The organism is Mycobacterium shunyiense (assembly GCF_058270075.1).
This window is the reverse complement of record NZ_JBZDPU010000014.1, coordinates 282,532-299,747: the sequence shown is the minus strand read 5'-3', so window position 1 is coordinate 299,747 and position 17,216 is coordinate 282,532. Positions and strand designations below refer to the sequence as shown.

Annotated in this window: 15 protein-coding genes; 12 read left to right on the top strand and 3 right to left on the bottom strand. The window is 67.1% G+C overall.

Features of this window, described 5'->3' with window-relative positions; all coding sequences use genetic code 11:
• Together AC4ELH_RS12445 and AC4ELH_RS12440 are read left to right on the top strand one after the other, a co-directional pair.
• Positions 1 to 1,158, top strand: coding sequence for a hypothetical protein (locus tag AC4ELH_RS12445; RefSeq protein ID WP_064878644.1), 1,158 nt, complete (start codon positions 1 to 3; stop codon positions 1,156 to 1,158).
• A gap of 83 nt (positions 1,159 to 1,241) precedes the next feature.
• The gene (locus AC4ELH_RS12440; RefSeq protein WP_064878642.1) at positions 1,242 to 1,751 is read left to right on the top strand and encodes a pyridoxamine 5'-phosphate oxidase family protein; all 510 of its coding nucleotides are present in this window, start codon (positions 1,242 to 1,244) and stop codon (positions 1,749 to 1,751) included.
• 4 nt (positions 1,752 to 1,755) lie between these two features.
• Here the strand turns inward: AC4ELH_RS12440 and AC4ELH_RS12435 are convergent, their stop codons facing one another.
• Complete coding sequence (locus AC4ELH_RS12435) at positions 1,756 to 2,724, bottom strand: pirin family protein (protein WP_448444417.1); 969 nt, start codon at positions 2,722 to 2,724, stop codon at positions 1,756 to 1,758.
• 45 nt (positions 2,725 to 2,769) lie between these two features.
• On the opposite strand from AC4ELH_RS12435, the gene AC4ELH_RS12430 reads away from it, so the two are divergent.
• Positions 2,770 to 3,036, top strand: a complete 267-nt coding sequence (locus AC4ELH_RS12430) for a DivIVA domain-containing protein (protein ID WP_448444415.1) — start codon at positions 2,770 to 2,772, stop codon at positions 3,034 to 3,036.
• 237 nt (positions 3,037 to 3,273) lie between these two features.
• Here AC4ELH_RS12430 and AC4ELH_RS12425 read toward each other — a convergent pair whose 3' ends face one another.
• Positions 3,274 to 3,567 (bottom strand): WhiB family transcriptional regulator, encoded by a 294-nt coding sequence (locus AC4ELH_RS12425; RefSeq protein WP_448444413.1) that lies wholly within the window; start codon positions 3,565 to 3,567, stop codon positions 3,274 to 3,276.
• Positions 3,568 to 3,952: 385 nt separating this feature from the next.
• Between AC4ELH_RS12425 and AC4ELH_RS12420 the strand changes: the two genes are divergently transcribed.
• Positions 3,953 to 4,744 (top strand): transcriptional regulator, encoded by a 792-nt coding sequence (locus AC4ELH_RS12420; RefSeq protein ID WP_448444411.1) that lies wholly within the window; start codon positions 3,953 to 3,955, stop codon positions 4,742 to 4,744.
• A 10-nt stretch (positions 4,745 to 4,754) separates the two neighbouring features.
• On the opposite strand, the gene AC4ELH_RS12415 is transcribed toward AC4ELH_RS12420, so the two are convergent.
• Positions 4,755 to 6,251: a MinD/ParA family ATP-binding protein gene (locus AC4ELH_RS12415; RefSeq protein WP_448444409.1), complete on the bottom strand. Its 1,497-nt coding sequence runs from the start codon at positions 6,249 to 6,251 to the stop codon at positions 4,755 to 4,757.
• Between the two features lie 391 nt (positions 6,252 to 6,642).
• Here AC4ELH_RS12415 and AC4ELH_RS12410 point away from each other — a divergent pair, with 391 nt between their 5' ends.
• The 8 genes from AC4ELH_RS12410 to eccCb are packed head-to-tail and all read left to right on the top strand — an operon-like array spanning position 6,643 to position 17,119.
• Positions 6,643 to 8,214, top strand: coding sequence for an EspA/EspE family type VII secretion system effector (locus AC4ELH_RS12410; protein WP_498884681.1), 1,572 nt, complete (start codon positions 6,643 to 6,645; stop codon positions 8,212 to 8,214).
• A gap of 31 nt (positions 8,215 to 8,245) precedes the next feature.
• Positions 8,246 to 8,557, top strand: coding sequence for an ESX-1 secretion-associated protein (locus AC4ELH_RS12405; protein WP_498884679.1), 312 nt, complete (start codon positions 8,246 to 8,248; stop codon positions 8,555 to 8,557).
• Positions 8,558 to 8,571: 14 nt separating this feature from the next.
• Complete coding sequence (locus tag AC4ELH_RS12400) at positions 8,572 to 9,420, top strand: ESX secretion-associated protein EspG (protein WP_498884677.1); 849 nt, start codon at positions 8,572 to 8,574, stop codon at positions 9,418 to 9,420.
• 14 nt (positions 9,421 to 9,434) lie between these two features.
• Positions 9,435 to 9,980 carry a YbaB/EbfC family DNA-binding protein gene (locus AC4ELH_RS12395; RefSeq protein ID WP_498884675.1) on the top strand — a complete coding sequence of 182 codons (546 nt, stop codon included), beginning with the start codon at positions 9,435 to 9,437 and terminating at the stop codon, positions 9,978 to 9,980.
• Positions 9,973 to 11,697, top strand: coding sequence for a type VII secretion AAA-ATPase EccA (gene eccA, locus AC4ELH_RS12390; RefSeq protein WP_498884673.1), 1,725 nt, complete (start codon positions 9,973 to 9,975; stop codon positions 11,695 to 11,697). The genes AC4ELH_RS12395 and eccA overlap by 8 nt, the downstream gene beginning before the upstream one ends.
• 3 nt (positions 11,698 to 11,700) lie before the next feature.
• Complete coding sequence (eccB, locus tag AC4ELH_RS12385) at positions 11,701 to 13,143, top strand: type VII secretion protein EccB (RefSeq protein ID WP_498884671.1); 1,443 nt, start codon at positions 11,701 to 11,703, stop codon at positions 13,141 to 13,143.
• Complete coding sequence (gene eccCa, locus AC4ELH_RS12380; RefSeq protein ID WP_498884669.1) at positions 13,140 to 15,371, top strand: type VII secretion protein EccCa; 2,232 nt, start codon at positions 13,140 to 13,142, stop codon at positions 15,369 to 15,371. Before eccB ends, eccCa begins: the two co-directional genes overlap by 4 nt.
• Positions 15,368 to 17,119 (top strand): type VII secretion protein EccCb, encoded by a 1,752-nt coding sequence (gene eccCb, locus AC4ELH_RS12375; RefSeq protein ID WP_498884667.1) that lies wholly within the window; start codon positions 15,368 to 15,370, stop codon positions 17,117 to 17,119. Before eccCa ends, eccCb begins: the two co-directional genes overlap by 4 nt.
• Positions 17,120 to 17,216: the final 97 nt, after the last annotated feature.

Here is a 17,216-nt window from a genome sequence, read left to right as displayed (position 1 = left end):
ATGAGCAAGTGCCCGCGTTGCTTCACCCAGCTGAGTCCCAACAACCATCTGTGGACCCTGCCCGCTCAGGCCGGCGGCACCCGGTACCGCGACGATGTCGCCTCGACCTACGTGGGCGCACCCGCCGACTGCGGCCCGCTGTACACCTGGACCCGGGCCCCGGGATACAACGGTCCGCCGCCTCCGGTGTCCGAGGCAAACCGGGCATTGCAGGGGCCCGCGGTGGAGATCTGTCCGGTCTGCCACTTCACCCTCCCCGAGGGTTTCCGGGAGGGCCACGCCATCTGCATCGCGCTGGCCGGCGCGCGCGCGACGGGCAAGAGCCTTTACATCGCCGTTCTCATCAAGCAGCTGGAATTGCTCTGCGAGCGGTTCGGTGTGGTGTTGGAACCGGTAACCCGAGCTACTGCGCAGAACTACGCCACCAACTACGAAGGACCGCTGTATGTGCAGCGGGGTCTGCTGCCTCCCACTCCGACGGTGCACACCCAGGCTCCGAATCAGCGTGAACCCCTGGTGTTTTCGATCGGGATCTGGCACGGCGTGCGCAGGTTCCTGGTACTGCGCGACGTGGCGGGCGAGGACCTGGAGAACGGTGACCTGCGCGCGCCGCCCTTCCAGTTCTTCGGCCACGCCGATGCGGTGTTCTTCATGTTCGACCCGCTGCGGGTCAAGGCCATCCGCGATCAACTGCAGGACCTGCTGCCGCCTCAGCCGTTCAGTGGTGGGGAACCGCGTTCGGTCCTGGGGAATCTGCTGGTGGCGGTCAACCCGGGTCAGCCCAAGCTGGCGGTGATCCTGTCCAAGTTCGACGTGCTGCGGGCCCTGCGTGACGTGCAGGGTTCGGAATGGTCGCTGGTCATGTCCAACGGGGGAGCGGCTTTCCTGCGGGACACCTCCGACGGCAAGCAGTATGACGACGTCGACGGCCAACTGCTCGATCAGGAGGTGCGCAGCCTGCTGGTCCGTCTGCACGGTGGCTCGATCGTGTCGGCCGTGGAGAACCCGTCCGCCGGAGCGCGGCTGGCCACCCGGTACTTCGCGGTATCCGCGCTCGGGCATCCGCCGACCGGAAATCGGCTGCACGCCAGGGGGATTGCCCCATTCCGCTGTGTGGATCCGGTGCGGTGGGTGACCTCACAATTCGGCGTGCTGTAGGCGGTTGGTCGGGTTACCGACCGCGTTCGCGGAGTCCGGTGAGGCCGTGGCTATGGTGGGCTGACCGATCAGAGAGGTGACAGGTGGGCAAGAACGAGCGCACGAAGATCGTCATGAGTGACGATGAGATCGCCGAATTCATCGAGCACAGCCGAACCGCGACGATGGCTACCGTGCTGCCCAGCGGCCGACCGCACCTGGTCGCCATGTGGTACGCGGTGCTCGACGGTGAGATCTGGTTCGAGACGAAAGCCAAGTCGCAGAAGGCGGTCAACCTGCGCCGCGACCCCACGATCACGACGATGATCGAGGACGGCGACACCTACAACACGCTGCGTGGGGTGTCGATCGACGGCACCGCGGAGATCGTCGACGACCCGGAAACCATTCTGCGCGTGGGTATCAGCGTGTGGGAGCGCTACACCGGTCCCTACACCGAGGAGATGCGCCCGTTCGTCGACCAGATGATGAACAACCGCATCGCGGTGCGGGTCGTGCCCAGCCGGCTGCGCAGCTGGGACCACCGCAAGCTCGGGCTGCCCGAGATGCCGGTGGGCGGCAGCACTGCGCAGTATTTGAACGCGAGTATCTGAACACCTAGCTCGAGGGGCGCGGGCGCGGCTTGAGCCGCCCGTTCGGCAAGGGCGGCGCGGGTAACCGGGCGATGTTTCCGACATAGCCCTGCACGTCGCCGAAGCGTGCGTCGTTGGCCTGCCACAGTTCTCGGTAGGTCGCGATGTCGTCGTGGCTGCGGCCGACGAAGTTCCACCACATCACCAGTTCCTCGGTGAACGGCGGTCCGCCGAGCAGAATCGCCCGGGCCGGGCCGATACCGCGGTTGGCCAGGTGAAGCTGTGTGCGCCCCGCGGCCTGGTAGCCCAGATCGGCGACGGCCAGCGTGGTGCCGCACGCTTCGATCGCGCCCTGGTCCAGTAGCACGCCATGTTCGAAGGCCGGATCGACGTCGAGCGTCAGCTCGGCGCCCGGGTCGAGGTCGATCTGGGCGCCCAGCAGCGGCGTGAAGGTGTGCACCGGTGACTGCGACTGCTCGAGCTCGCCGAGGAACACCCGGATGGTGGCGCCGTCGATGGTCCGCGGCAGGGGCGTGTGGTGCGCGAAGTCACGGCCGGTGTCGCGGGCGGCATCGGGCAGCGCCACCCACAGCTGGACGCCGTGCAGGATCGTCGTCTCCGGTGTCGAGACCTCCGAATGGCAGATCCCCGCACCGGCCGTCATCAGGTTGAGTTCACCCGGGCGGACCATGGCGTGGACCCCGGCGCTGTCGCGGTGCTCGATCAGGCCTTCGAAAAGCCAACTCACGGTTTGCAAACCGGTATGGGGATGGGGCGGCACGTCCATGCCTCTGCCCGCGGCCCGCACGTCGTGCGGCCCGTAGTGGTCGGCGAAACACCAGGCGCCGATCATCGACCGGTCCCGTTGCGGCAGGGTGCGCCGGACCAGCAGTGCGCGCGGCCCGCCCAGCGGCACCTCCCGCGGATGCAGCACCCCGGTGAACTCCGAGTTGGTGCAGGTGACTTCGGCGGGCGCCGTGTCGGTGTTGCTCATGAACCTCACGGTAACCGCGTCCGGGGGCCTCGGTGCGCGGTTAGCATGACCGGCATGACCGGGGGATTGACTGCCGAAGATGTTCGCAGCACCGAATTTTCGAAGCCGCCGTTGGGCAAGCGGGGTTACGACAAGAAGTCGGTCGACGACTTTCTGGCGTTGGTGGCCCGCAGGCTCGACGGGCGCGGGCACTTGGGTCCCGATGACGTCCGCAACATCGTGTTCCCGAAGCCGCCGATGTTTCAGCGCGGCTACAACGAGGACGAGGTGGACAGTCTGCTCGACGCGGTGGTCGTCACGCTCGAGCGGTAACGGGAGAAGAAGTTCGGGGACGGTGCCGTCACTGCGCCTCGCGGCGAGTGGTCACTCGAAGCGACGATTTTGGTGTGGGGCCCGGGGCAATGCCCGGCACCGTCTGCGGGTGTAACGACACACCCCGGGCCCCTATTCCTCCCCCAGTGGAAACTCGCCCCTGCCCTGCCGTCCCCTCGAATCGGCAGCGAAAGGGCCAGACAACAGATCTGGTGAAGCGGTGTTGCGAGAGCGGGATCAGGCGGCTTCGGGAAAGACCAGGCCGAGCTTGCGCACCGGGTAGCCGTTGCGCTCGGCCAGCGATCGCAGCTGCTTGAGCGCGAAGTTACGGCCACGGCCGGCCTCGGGAACCATGATGCCGGCCCAAAGTCCTTCGGCGCGGGGCAGTTCGCAGGCCTCGCGAGCGCACAGCCAGCGCCGGGGGCATTCCCGGCAGATGACCTTGGCCTGGTCGTCGGGGGTAGAGGTCCACCGCTCCGGGTTGCTGGTGCAGACGCCGAGCGGGATGCCGTTGGCCATGAGTGCGTTCATGCTGCTGCTCCTGTTAGGGCTCTTTGTTGCGGTGTCTACCGCGTTGAGGGGAACGCTATAGCAAGAACCGTAGCGATGCAACAGTTTGGTCGAAACCGCAGCGGTGCAACGCTACGGAAATTTGCAAAGGTAACGATGCGGAATCACCAGCGGAAAGTCGACATGGATCTAAACATGCACGTCAGGACGCCGATAGGTACTTGGCTGTACCCGTAGCAGGGCTGCGGTTTGTCCGGTCAAGAAGCCGTAGCGTCGGGGTTGTTTGCTACATATGCGAAAAACCCAAGGTGTAGCGGTGCTTCGGTCTGGGGTTAGGATTGAGGGGTCCCGGCAACCGCTTCAGCACTGCGCTGAGCTGAGCACATCCGCGAGGAAACAGCCCCGTATGACCGACGCTGAGTACGACCTCGCCACTGGTGAGTTCGATGTCGGACTCATCCGCGCGGGTGCCGCGGCTGCGGCCAGACGCCGCGAGCTCGACATCAGCCAGCGCAGCCTCGCCGCCGACGGAATCATCAACGCCGGAGCGCTCATCGCGTTCGAGAAGGGCCGCAGCTGGCCCCGTGAACGCACCCGGCTCAAGCTCGAAGAGGTGTTGCGCTGGCCACCGGGCACGATCGCCCGGCTCCGGCAAGGCGGGCCGGTACCGGATCCGGCAATGCCCGCGCCGCCGCACATCGAGCCGCCGACAGTGGTCACCGCGCGGCCGGCAGCTGTCCCGTTGACGACCACACCTCCGGCCAGTGACGAGGTACCGCTGATCGCCCAGGCGGTCCTCACCGCGGTGAGCACCCTCGAGTCGACGATCGCCACGTTGCCCGGTGTCGGGGAACAGGAGTTCACGCCGCGGGTCACATCGGTACTGGCCGACCTGCGTCAGCTCGAGGCGGTGGCCGCCCGCGCCGCGCGGCTGAGCATGGTGACGCCGGCGCTGATCAAGGCACTCAGTGCGGTACGGCGCCAGATCGATGAGCTGACCACCCTCGCCGCCACCGCCCCTGGCGCCACGCTCGGGCAGCGCCTGTATGCCGCCCGTCGGCAATCGAATCTCACGATCAGTGAGACCGCAACGGCCGCCGGTGTTTCCGAAGACATCGTGGCGCGCGCCGAGGCGGAATACCCCGTCGACGCATCCGCCGTCCACGCTCTGGAGGCGCTGATCGGCGCGATGCGCTGATCAGGCCCGGCTAGCGGTCCCGCCGCTCGTCATGGGTGGGGAAGTGCTCGGCGAGCGCTGCGGCGATCTCCAGGAACTTGCGGCGGGTCGGCATCGACATCTCCCGCGGATCGACGACGCCACCGGGACGCAGATGCCCGTCGTACGGCACCTCGATGACCCGCTGCCCCTGACCCGAGAACTGTCCGGCCAGGATCGTGCGCGTGCGTTTGTCGGCGTGGCCGTCGGAGTCGTTGAGCACCACGACGGTGCGCTGCAGCAGTTCCGTCATCTCGTGGGCGGCCAGCCAGTCCAGTGTCTGTCCGGCGGTCGCGGCGCCGTCGACCCACGGGGAGGACACCACGATCAAGCCGTCGAGGTCGCGCAGCACTTCCTGGGTCACCGGTGAGTCCATCGTCGAGCTGCAGTCCACCACCGAGATCGAGAAATGCTTGTCGAGTCGAGTGGTGGCCTCGCGGTAGATGGCCGCGTCGAGCACGCGGCGGCGGGCCGGGGTGCCCTCGCCCGCCAGGACGAACAGCCCCGCAGCGTTGTTGCCGACCCGGCTGCGCACGTCGGCGAACGAGTCCAGGTGTTTGTCGTTGGCCAGCTCCCAGTACGAGCTCTGGGCCTGGGGATCGACGCGGCTGCCGAGCTTGCCGAACGATGTGTCGGCATCGATGGCCACCACGCGATCGTCCTGGCGCAACTGGGCGAAGATCGACCCGACGCTGGCCGAGACGGTGGTCTTGCCGACCCCGCCCTTGCCCATCACCCCGACCTTGTAGTGCCCTCGCAGGAGTCCCTTGATCTTGGTCTCCAGCTCGGCGACCCGGAGATCTTCCGGCGACGGGCCGGGATTGATCATCCCGAACGTGGCCCGGTACACGAACAATCGCCAACCGCTGGCCGGTGGCTGACGCTTCGGCGGAACCAGGTCGTTGACGCGGATCCGGTCCGCGTAGGAACCGGTCGGCAGGGGCGGAACACCGGGTGCGGGCGCGCCCGGATCCGGTGCGAATCCGCCTTCGGCGGGCCAGGGTTGGCCGGGTGGTGGTCCGTACGGCGGCTGCGGTGGGCCCCCGGGGCCCGGGGGCCGCTGCGATGGAAGCTGCCAGCCGGGCGGGCCCTGTTCCCAGGCATCCGGCCGGGGTTCGGGATGGCCCATGTTCGGCGGGGCCTGGTGGGGCGGTGCCTGACGGGTGTCGTGCGGCGGCGCGGGCGGCGGCGGAGGAGGCGGCGCCTGCTGCTGCGGTGGGGTCGGGGGTGCAGGAGGCGCCTCCCGGAACGTGTTGCGGGCTCGCTCGGCGTCACGATCGACGGGTACGACCTGCGACGTGCCGGAATCGTCGGAGCCGGAGCCGGCGGGAGTCTTCGACGGCACGAAATCCACCGGGGGCCGTCCGGGTATCGACGGTGGCGGCTCTGGTGGCTTGCGGCGGGTCGGCCGGGTGTCGGGTTCGAAATGCGATTCCTCCGGCCCCGTCCAGCCGAGCTCTCTACGCAAGGTGTCGTCGGGGTCGGGCACGCCTGAATCTCCTCCGGAACTCACACACGGGAACTTTGACCGTGCTCAAGTATCGACCACAACCCGTGCGGCTTGCATGATCCGTCCGGAATCGGAGCGAACTGACGTGGTAGCAAATTTGAATGGCAAACCCCGAGTGGGTCGCAGCGGAGCTGGATGCCACCCCGGCGGCACCCCGATGTGCCCTTGCGTCGGCCGCTCCTGAGAGGCCGCCCGGTCGTGCGGCGCAACCGCTCGGATGGTCCTGCAAAAGGGACCGTTCAACTGCAAAAGATGGTGGTCGGAGTGGGTTCGACGGCCGTCGTCCAGAGGTGGTCGCAGGCCCGAAATTGGTGCGCTGACCGGGTCGAATGCGCTGGTAATCTCTGTTCCGGCGAAGGGGATACGGGGTATGGGACTGCTGGGGGACATTGCCGATTTCGGCAAAGGCGTGATCGGGAACAACCTGAAGTGGACCGAGCGTGCCGCAAGGGTCGGAGAGTTCATCGTCCGCAACACCGCCGGCTCCGAACTCGAGCAGGTATCCACGTTCGGCGGCCAGGTGGCCGACCTCAGCCACAAGGCCGCCAACTTCTTCGCGTCGCAGATCGGCGGCCGGCTGATCCGAGCCGCCCGGTCGCCGGTCCTGGCCGCCGGCCAGCAGACCATCGAGTCGATGAAGCACAGCACCGGAGTCGGCGATCCGGAGAACGGACACCGTTTCGGTGAAGGGGCCGACAAGATGGAGGCGGTCGGGCAGGTGCTCGTGTCGGCCTTCCCCGGCGACAACTGGGACAGCAGCGGGGCCAGCGCCTATGCGGGCCGCAACACCGAACAGGTCGGCCGGGTCCAGACGATGCTCGGGTTGGACACCATGGTGGCCGAGGTGCTGTCCACCGAGGCCGGCCAGATCGCGGCCACTCGCGACAGCCTCGACGATCACTCCGACTGGCTGGGCGCGATGAGCATGCTCACCACGAGCGCGGGAATCGTTCCGGGTTTCGGTCCGGCGGCCCAGATGACGGCCGAGTTCGCGATGGTGGCGAAGGCAGTCGGCGACTCCGACAACGATCTGAGAACTCTGTGCGGCCACATCGAGGAGAACGCCGCCGTCTTGCAGTCCGCGGCGGTCCAGTACGAGAACCTGGCAGGCAGCGCCACCTCCGCGGAATTCGAGCGGCCGGCCGACGACTCTGAGGTGCCCACCGTGCCGGCGGATCCCGATGCCTCGGATCCGGCCATCCTGACAGGCGGCGACGATGCTCCGTCAGACAGTTCAGACAGTGAGGTCCCGTCGGGCGGTGGCGGAGACGTTCCGTCGGGCACCGGTGGTGCGGCTCCGTCGACCGGCGGTGGGGCCGGTATGCCGTCCGGTTCCTCGCTGTCGCCGTCGATGCCTACCGGCATGCCGGCTGCCGGGGCCTCACCATCCGATGCGGCGACAAGCGCGGCCGGCGCCCTTGGCGGGATCCTGGGCTCGCTGGTCAACCCCCTGAGCGGAATACTCGCCGGGATCACCCAGGCGGCGCAGGCTGCCACCCAGGCCGGGACCCAGGCGGCGCAGATGGCCAGTCAGGCGGCCGGGCAGGCCGGTGGTCCCGCTGCCGATGCCGACGAGCTGGACGACCGCGACGAGGATCGGGACGGCCGCGACGAGGGCGAGAAGGACGAGCACAGCAAGGACCGCGAGACCGACGGCAAGGACGGCGAGGACCAGGTCGGCGAGCCCGAAGAGGGTGAGGCCGGCGGCGTGCCTGCCACGGATTCAGCTGGTGTGCCGGCCGATCCGCCGGGCGCCGGCGCGGATGACGAGGCCGCCAAGACACTGCCTCCGGACCTCGAGGCCACGGCCGCGGGCGGCGCCGCGGCGGGCCAGGCTCCGGTGCATGTCGGGGCGGATTTCGAGCAGGGCCAGCTGCATGTGGCAGCGGCGGCTACATTAGATCGCGGTGTACCCGGATCTGCGGCCGTGATCGACAGGTAAGAATTCGGGGACAGGGATCGAGGGGAATTTCATGGCGGGTAATTTGCGGGTTGCCACCGCTCATTTGCACGAGCTATCGGCCAAACAGGATGAGGCTGCGACCGGTCTCACCGTGGCTACCGGCGTGGTCGAAGGTGTCGACAACGCGGTACGCATGACGCACGGGCCGATTTCGTCGGCATCGGCGGCGGCCGTCGCGCGAGCGGTCAACGCGCGTCGGACCGCGGGCACGGGTTTGGCCGGTGTGTCGCGAGACCTCGGGGCGAAGCTCTCCCGCGCAGCGGGCGGGTACGACCGGACGGATTCGACGATGTCCGGTGCCCTCCATGGAACCGTGCGGTAGAGGCGGAGCGACAGATGACAAATTCTTTTGGCGCTGACGCGAATACCGCGGCTATCGACGATGTTGTCGGGGTCGAGCTGACGATCGACGGGATCCTGGTGGTCGCCGACAAGCTGGGGCTGACCGATTTCCCGCCTTCGATGGGGATCCGGTTGAACATTCCCCAGCCGGATCTGCGCAACATCGTGTGGGAGCAGGTGGCCCGCGATCTCACCGCCCAGGGCGTGCTGGACGTCTTCGGCAATCCGCATCCCGAAGTGGCGGCGATGCTCGACACCTTGAGCCGCCCCGAGCGCACGCTTGAGGGGCGCTGGTGGCGTCGCGACTTGGGCGGCAAGATGATCCGGTTCGTGGTGTGCCGCAAGGGCGGTCGGCACGTGGTCGCGGCCCGCGACAACGACATGCTGGTGCTGCAGCGCGTGGCCGCGCAGGTCGGATTGGCCGGGATGGTGATGACAGTGCTCGGCGAAGGACTGCCGGCCAGCGTCGAGCCGTTGACCGGCGTCGCGGCGACGCTCGCCAATTGCCGCACGGCCGACGAGCTGACCGGCTACGGGATCCCGCCGACCTCGGCCAGGGTCTACGCGAACATCATCTCCGAGCCCGAGAGCTGGGTGGAGCTGGTGGTTTCCGAACGCAATCCGGGCGGCACCACCTCACAGGTCGACGTGGCCGCGGGTGTGCTGGACTCGAAGCAGGGGCGCATCGTGTCGATTCCGCGCCGGGTGAACGGCGAGCTCTACGGCAGCTTCCTGACCGGGACCAAGGACAACCTGCAGCGGGCGCTCGACGGCTTGATCGAATTCCTGCCCTCGGGCTCGTGGTTCGACAAGTCTGATCCGGACCGCTCCTACGCGTACTGAAAGAGGCCGCCACGGTGGGTGACTTTCCGCCACATTCTTCGGACGACGATGACGACGATGACGACCTCTCGGCGCTGGATTTCTCGTATTCGGATGACGCTTCGAACGCGGCGGCCCTCGATGCGCTCGGGACCTACGACGACGTCGTGCCGACCGAGGACCACGGCGATGCGGTATCCGGCGACGCTTTCCCGGACGAGTCCGGCGTTGACGACGAGACAATCACGGTGCCGTTGTTCGCCGTCACCAATCCGCCCGAAACCGTCACGGTGACGGCATTCATGGATGGCCGGGTGCGTCAGATCGAGTTGGCACCGAAAGTCACCAATCTGACCGAACGGGATCTCGCCGAGGAGATCCTGGTGATCGCGGGCCTGGCTGCTCAACAGGCCAAGTCCGCCCAGTACTCGTTCATGCTCGCGGGAATGCGGGAGCATGGACACGACGACGCGGCGACCCGCGACTTTCTGACCCGTGACCTGGATCTACCTACGCCGGAGCAAGCCGATGATGCTCGGGCCCAGGTCTTTTCGACCCGCTATGGAGGCGACGATGGCTGACCACCTTGCTGGAATGTTCGGTAGCGCGGTGGGCATGCTGTCCGGCTCGCCGGCCCGCTCGCTCGAGATATTCACCGAGATAACCAATTACGACGAGGCTGCCTGTGATGCGTGGGTGGGTCGGATCCGTTGCGGTGACAGCGACCGGGTGACGCTGTTTCGGGCCTGGTATTCGCGCTCGAACTTCGGGCAGCTGGCCGGTACCGCCGAGATCTCGATGAACGGTGTCGGCGCGCGGGTGCCGATCGGCGGCATCTACGGGAAAGACATCTCCTACCCGATCAACTCGCCGCTGGCGATCACCATGGGCTTCGCCGTGCAGGAGGCGGCCGAGGGCAACTACGCCGACGCGATGGAGGCCTTGGAAGATGCCCCCGCCGGCGGGTCCGACCATTTGGTGGCCTGGGTCAAGGCGGTGATCTTCGGTGCGGCGCAACGGTGGACCGATGTGATCGACCAGGTGCGCGGCGCCGACCAGTGGCCCGACAAGTTCCTTGCCGCGGCAGCCGGTGTGGCGCACGGCGTCGCGGCGGCCAACCTCGGGCTGTTCACCGAGGCCGACCGCAGGCTCACCGAGGCCAACGACACGCCGGCCGGTCAGGCCTGCGCACCGGCGATCGCCTGGTACCTGGCGATGGCACGGCGTTACCAAGGTAACGAGGAGTCGGCCCAGGTTCTCCTGGAGTGGTTGCAGGCCAACTTCCCCGAGCCCAAAGTCACTGCAGCACTGCGTGATCCGGCCTACCGGCTGGAGACCACGACTGCTGAGAAGATCGCTGCCCGTACCGATCCGTGGGATCCGTCCAGCGTGGTGGCCGATACCTCGGGGCGGGACAAGCTGCTCGCCGAGGCGCAGGCCGAACTGGACAAGCAGATCGGTCTGAGCCGGGTCAAGGAGCAGATCGAGGCTTACCGGGCGGCGACGCAGATGGCCCGGATCCGGGCCGCGCGCGGCATGAAGGTGGCCCAGACCTCCAAGCACATGATCTTCGCGGGTCCGCCCGGTACGGGTAAGACGACGATCGCGCGCGTGGTCGCCAACATCCTGGCCGGCCTCGGGGTGATCGCCGAGCCGAAGCTGATCGAAACCTCGCGTAAGGATTTCGTCGCGGAGTACGAAGGTCAGTCGGCGGTCAAGACGGCCAAGACGATCGATCGCGCCCTGGGCGGTGTGCTGTTCATCGACGAGGCCTACACCCTGGTGCAGGAGCGCGACGGCCGCGCCGACCCGTTCGGTACCGAGGCGCTGGACACCCTGTTGGCCCGGATGGAGAACGACCGCGACCGCCTGGTGGTCATCATCGCCGGTTACAGCAACGACATCGACCGCCTGCTGGAGGCCAACGACGGTCTGCGGTCGCGGTTCGCCACCAGGATCGAGTTCGACTCGTACTCGCCCGACGACATCGTCGAGATCGCCAAAGTCATTGCCAAGTCGAATGATTCGTGGCTCGACGATGATGCCTGCAAGCGCGTCAACGAAGCGGCCTCGTTGTTGAGCCAGCGCAGGCTCAACAACAAGCCGGCGCTCGACATCGCAGGCAACGGTCGCTACGCACGGCAGCTGGTGGAAGCCGGTGAGCAGAACCGCGACATGCGGCTGTCCCGGTCGCTGGATTTCGAGAGCCTGGGTGTTGAGCAGCTCAGTGAGGTCAACGGAGACGACATGTCGGCGGCGATCGCGGCGGTGCACAGCCGCCTGAATGTCGGCGAATAAGCGATGGCAGGTTTCCGGCTCACTACCAAGGTCCAGGTCAGCGGCTGGCGTTTTCTGCTGCGTCGCGTCGAGCACGCGATCGTGCGCCGCGACACCCGGATGTTCGACGATCCGCTGCAGTTCTACAGCCGGGCGGTGTTCGCCGGTGTCGTCGTCTCGGTGCTGATCTGCCTCGGCGCGGGTCTGATGGCGTACTTCAAGCCGTTGGGCAAGCAGGGCAGTGACCAGTTGTTGGTGGACCGCACCACCAATCAGCTCTACGTGATGCTGCCCGGCAGCAATCTCCTTCGCCCGGTGTACAACCTGACCTCGGCGCGGTTGGCGCTCGGCAACTCCGGTACCCCGTCCGCGGTGAAGTCCGAGGAGCTGAACCGGTTGCCCAAGGGACAGCCGATCGGCATTCCCGGTGCGCCGTACGCCACGCCGATCGGCGCGCCCGCCTCGCGGTGGACGTTGTGCGACACCGTGGCCAAGCCCGACAGCTCGGCGCCCAAGGTGGAGTCCTCGATCCTGATCAGGTCGCTGGCGACGGACTCCGGGGTCGGCCCGATGCGCCCGAACCAGGGCATGCTGGTGTCCTTCGAGGGGGGTAACTGGCTGGTCACCGAGGACGGCAGGCACAGCATCGACCTGTCGGACCGGGCGATCAGCTCGGCCGTGGGCATCCCGGTGACCGCGAAGGCCACCCCGGTCTCCGAGGGGTTGTTCAATGCGCTGGCCAACCGGGGCCCGTGGCAACTGCCGGCGATCGGGGCTGCAGGTGCGCCGAATACCGTTGGCCTGCCCGAGAATCTGGTGATCGGCTCGGTCTTCCAGACGGCCACCGAATCAGACCCGCAGCACTATGTGGTGCTGCCGGACGGGGTGGCCCGGGTCAACCCCACCACCGCTGCGGCATTGCGCGCCACAAATTCTTACGGCCTGTTGCAGCCGCCGTCGGTCGAGGCCAGTGTGGTCGCCAAGATCGCCGAGCAGGTCTACGGGTCGCCGTTGCCGGACAAGCCGCTCGAGGTGCTGCTGCGTCAGGACGCCCCGGTGCTGTGCTGGGCCTGGCAGCGCGAGCCGGGCGATCAGGCGCCCAAGACCACCGTGATCGCCGGCCGTCGGCTGCCGATCCCGTCGTCGGCGGTCGGCACCGGGATCGACCAGATCGGCGGTGACGCAACGGTGTACATCGAAGGCGGTCAGTTCGTGCGGCTGCAGTCGCCGGATCCCCGGGTGGGTGAGAGCCTGTACTACATCGACCCGCAAGGAGTGCGGTACGGCATCGCCAATGACGATGCGGCGAAGAATCTGGGCTTGTCCGGTGCGGTGAACGCACCGTGGCAGGTCGTCGGGCTGCTGGTCGAGGGCCCGGTGTTGTCGAAGGACGCGGCGCTGCTTGAGCACGACACGCTGCCTGCCGACCCCCATCCGCGCAAAGTGGAAAGCAAGCAAGGCTCATGACAACCAAGAAGTTCACCCCGACCATCAAGCGGGGGCCGCGGCTGACACCGGGCGAGATCAACGTCGCCGCACCGGATGACCTCGGCATCGAGATCCCGCCGTCGGGCATGCAGAAGGCCATGCCATGGGTCATGGGCGGCTGCATGCTCGGCATGATCGCGATCATGATCTTCACCGGTGTGCGCCAGCTGTCGCCGTACATGCTGATGATGCCGCTGATGATGATCATGGGCACCGTCGGCATGATGGGCAGCGGAGGCGGCGGCGGCAAGAAGGTCCCCGAGATCAACGCCGACCGCAAGGAATACCTGCGGTACCTGGCCGGCCTGCGCACCCGCGTGACGTCGTCGGCGTCGGCTCAGGTCTCGTTCTTCGGTTACCACGCACCGCATCCCGACGATCTGTTGTCGATCATCGGCACGCACCGGCAGTGGTCGCGTCAGGCCAACTCCGACTTCTACGCCGCCACCCGGATCGGCATCGGCGCCGAGATCGCGGTGGACCGGCTGCTCAAGCCGAACACCAGCGGCGAGCTGGCCGGTCCGCAGGGTGCGCCGCAGCCGCACCTGGAGCCGGTCAGCCACATGTGGGTGACCAAGTTCCTGCGCACCCACGGCCTGATCCACGACTGCCCGAAACTTGTTCAGCTGCGGACGTTTCCGACGATCGCCATTGGTGGCGACATCGACGGTGCCTCGGGGCTGCTGACCGCGATGATCTGTCATCTGGCGGTGTTCCATCCGCCGGACCTGCTGCAGATCCGGGTGCTCACCGACAATCCCGAAGATCCGAAGTGGTCGTGGCTCAAGTGGTTGCCGCACACCCAGCACCAGACTGACACCGATGCGGCCGGACCCACCCGGCTGGTCTACACCCGCCCCGACGGTCTGAGTGACCTGACGGCGCGCGGCCCGCACAGCGCCGACGCAGCGCCCGGCGGCCCGTACGTCATCGTGGTGGACCTGACGGGCGGCAAGGCCGGTTTCCCGGTCGACGGCCGGGCCGGGGTCACCGTGCTCACGCTCGGCAATCACCGGGGTTCGGCGTACCGGTTGCGGGTCGACGCGGACGGGACGGCCGACGACAAGTTGCCGAACCAGAATTACCGCGAGGTCACCCGGGTCGTCGACCGGTTGACCCCGGCGCAGGCGGGCCGCATCGCCCGCAAGCTGGCAGGCTGGTCGATCACCGGAACGATCATCGACAAGAACGTCCGGGTGCAGAAGAAGGTCTCCAAGGAATGGCACCACCTGGTGGGCGCCAAGTCGGTCGAAGAGGTGACGCCGGCGCGCTGGCGGATGTTCACCGACACCGACCGCGACCGGCTCAAGATCCCGTTCGGGCACGAGCTCAAGTCCGGCGAGGTGATGAAGCTGGACATCAAGGAGGGCGCCGAGTTCGGTGCCGGCCCGCACGGCATGCTCATCGGAACCACCGGCTCGGGTAAGTCGGAGTTCCTGCGCACCATGATCCTGTCGTTGGTGGCCACCCATCACCCAGACCAGATCAACCTGCTGCTGACCGACTTCAAGGGCGGTTCGACCTTCCTTGGTATGGAGAAGCTGCCGCACACCGCGGCCGTCGTCACCAACATGGAAGAGGAAGCCGAGCTGGTCGGCCGTATGGGCGAGGTGCTCACCGGTGAACTCGACCGGCGCCAGCAGATCCTGCGGCAGGCCGGTATGCAGGTGGGCGCCGCGGGTGCGCTGTCCGGTGTGGCCGAGTACGAGAAGCACCGCGAGCGTGGTGCGGACCTGCCGCCGTTGCCGACGCTGTTCGTGGTGGTCGACGAGTTCGCCGAGCTCCTGCAGAACCACCCCGACTTCATCCAGCTGTTCGACCGCATCTGCCGCGTGGGCCGGTCGCTGCGCGTGCACCTGCTGCTGGCCACCCAGTCGCTGAACACCGGCGGCGTGCGGATCGACAAGCTCGAGCCGAACCTGACCTACCGAATTGCATTGCGTACCACCAGCTCCTCGGAGTCCAAGGCGGTGATCGGTACGCCCGAGGCGCAGTACATCACCAACAAGGAGAGCGGTGTGGGCTTCCTGCGGGTGGGTATGGAGGACCCGGTGAAGTTCAGCACCCTCTACACCGGCGCCAACTACGTGCCGGAGGTCGAGGAGTCGACCGACGGCGAAGCCAAGCCGCGGTCGAAGCGCCAGGCCCGCGTGCGGATTCATCAGTTCACGACCACACCGATCTTCGACACGGCGGTGAACTCATGAGCACAGATGCTGAACCGAGAGTGCTGCGCGAGGTCGTCCTCGGGCAGTTGGGCACCGGTGAGAGCCGCGCCTACAAGATGTGGCTTCCGCCGCTGACGGATCCCACTCCGGTGAATGAGCTGATCGAGCGCGACTACCAGCGTCAGTCACTGCGCTTCCCGATGGGAATCATGGACGAGCCGCGCCGGCACCGCCAGGACATCTGGGGCGTCGACGTCTCGGCCGCCGGCGGAAACATCGCGATCGGCGGTGCCCCGCAGACCGGCAAGTCGACCTTTCTGCAGACCCTGATGCTTTCGGCCGCCGCGACCCATACGCCGCGGCAGGTGCAGTTCTACTGCATCGACCTCGGCGGCGGTGGCCTGATGTACATGGAGGATCTGCCGCACGTGGGTGGCGTGGCCACCCGTGCCGAACCGGACCGGGTCAACCGGGTGGTGGCCGAGGTCAAGGCCGTGCTGAGGGCCCGTGAGCAGGTGTTCAAGCAGTACCGGGTGGGCTCGGTTTCGGCCTACCGCGAGATGCGGGAGGACCCGAACAACCCGGCCGCCCAGGATCCCTTCGGTGACGTCTTCCTGGTGATCGACGGTTGGCCGGCGTTCGTGGCGGATTTCCCCGATCTCGAGCCCGCCGTGCAGGACCTGGCCGGTCAGGGGCTGGCGTACGGAGTGCACGTCATCATCTCCACTCCGCGCTGGACCGAGCTCAAGTCACGTGTGCGTGACTACCTGGGCACCAAGGTGGAGTTCCGGCTCGGTGACGTCAACGAGACCCAGATCGACCGGATCACCCGGGACATCCCGGCCAACCGGCCGGGCCGCGCCGTCTCCCTCGAGAAACATCACCTCATGATCGGTGTCCCTCGACTGGACGGTGTCCACAGCTCCGCCAACATCGTCGACGCGATCACGGCGGGTGTGCGGGAGGTGGCCTCGCGATACACCGACCAGGCACCGCAGGTCCGGGTGCTCCCGGACAAGATCTACCTGCACCAGCTCGACCCGAACCCACCGGGACCGGACTCCGACTACCGGACGCGCTGGCAGGTGCCGCTGGGGCTGCGCGAATCCGACCTCGGCGTCGCCTACAACCAGATGAACATGACGCCGCATCTGCTGATCTTCGGCGCTCCGAAGTCGGGGAAGACGACCATCGCGCATGCGGTGGCCAAGGCGATCTGCAGTCGCAACAGCCCCGACCAGGTGCGGTTCATGCTGGCCGACTACCGGTCGGGCCTGCTCGACGCGGTGCCCGAGTCGCATCTGCTGGCGGCCGGGGCGATCAACCGCAACAGCGCTTCGCTGGAAGAGGCGATCAAGGCACTGGCGACCAACTTGAAGAAGAGGTTGCCACCGCCGGACCTGACCACGGCGCAGCTGCGGGCGCGGTCGTGGTGGAGTGGGCCGGACATCGTGCTGCTGGTCGACGACTGGCACATGATCACTGCGGCTGCGGGCATGATGTCGCCGATGGCGCCCCTGGGTCCGCTGTTGCCCGCGGCAGCCGATATCGGTCTGCACGTGATCGTGACGTGCCAGATGAGCCTGGCGCACCGGGCCACGATGGACAAGTTCGTGGGGGCCGCCTACGGTGCCGGTTCGCCGACGTTGTTCCTGTCCGGGGAGAAGAACGACTTCCCGTCGCGGGAGATCATCGTCAAGAAAAGGCCGCCTGGCCAGGCATTTATGGTCGCGCCGGAGGGCAAGGAAGTCATTCAGGCGTCCTATGTCGATCCGCCCGCGGAATAAGTGTTCTCAGCACTCCAAAACTGCAGTTAGTATTTATCCAACGCACTCAGCAACGCTGGCGGCGGCCCGCCAGCAAAGGGATCGGGGGACAGATTCC

Coding starts and splice junctions, on each gene's coding strand:
- AC4ELH_RS12445 (WP_064878644.1), top strand. CDS start 1: ATGAGCAAGTGCCCGCGTTGCTTCACCCAGCTGAGTCCCAACAACCAT.
- AC4ELH_RS12435 (WP_448444417.1), bottom strand. CDS start 2,724: ATGAGCAACACCGACACGGCGCCCGCCGAAGTCACCTGCACCAACTCG.
- AC4ELH_RS12430 (WP_448444415.1), top strand. CDS start 2,770: ATGACCGGCATGACCGGGGGATTGACTGCCGAAGATGTTCGCAGCACC.
- AC4ELH_RS12425 (WP_448444413.1), bottom strand. CDS start 3,567: ATGAACGCACTCATGGCCAACGGCATCCCGCTCGGCGTCTGCACCAGC.
- AC4ELH_RS12420 (WP_448444411.1), top strand. CDS start 3,953: ATGACCGACGCTGAGTACGACCTCGCCACTGGTGAGTTCGATGTCGGA.
- AC4ELH_RS12410 (WP_498884681.1), top strand. CDS start 6,643: ATGGGACTGCTGGGGGACATTGCCGATTTCGGCAAAGGCGTGATCGGG.
- AC4ELH_RS12405 (WP_498884679.1), top strand. CDS start 8,246: ATGGCGGGTAATTTGCGGGTTGCCACCGCTCATTTGCACGAGCTATCG.
- AC4ELH_RS12400 (WP_498884677.1), top strand. CDS start 8,572: ATGACAAATTCTTTTGGCGCTGACGCGAATACCGCGGCTATCGACGAT.
- eccA (WP_498884673.1), top strand. CDS start 9,973: ATGGCTGACCACCTTGCTGGAATGTTCGGTAGCGCGGTGGGCATGCTG.
- eccB (WP_498884671.1), top strand. CDS start 11,701: ATGGCAGGTTTCCGGCTCACTACCAAGGTCCAGGTCAGCGGCTGGCGT.
- eccCa (WP_498884669.1), top strand. CDS start 13,140: ATGACAACCAAGAAGTTCACCCCGACCATCAAGCGGGGGCCGCGGCTG.
- eccCb (WP_498884667.1), top strand. CDS start 15,368: ATGAGCACAGATGCTGAACCGAGAGTGCTGCGCGAGGTCGTCCTCGGG.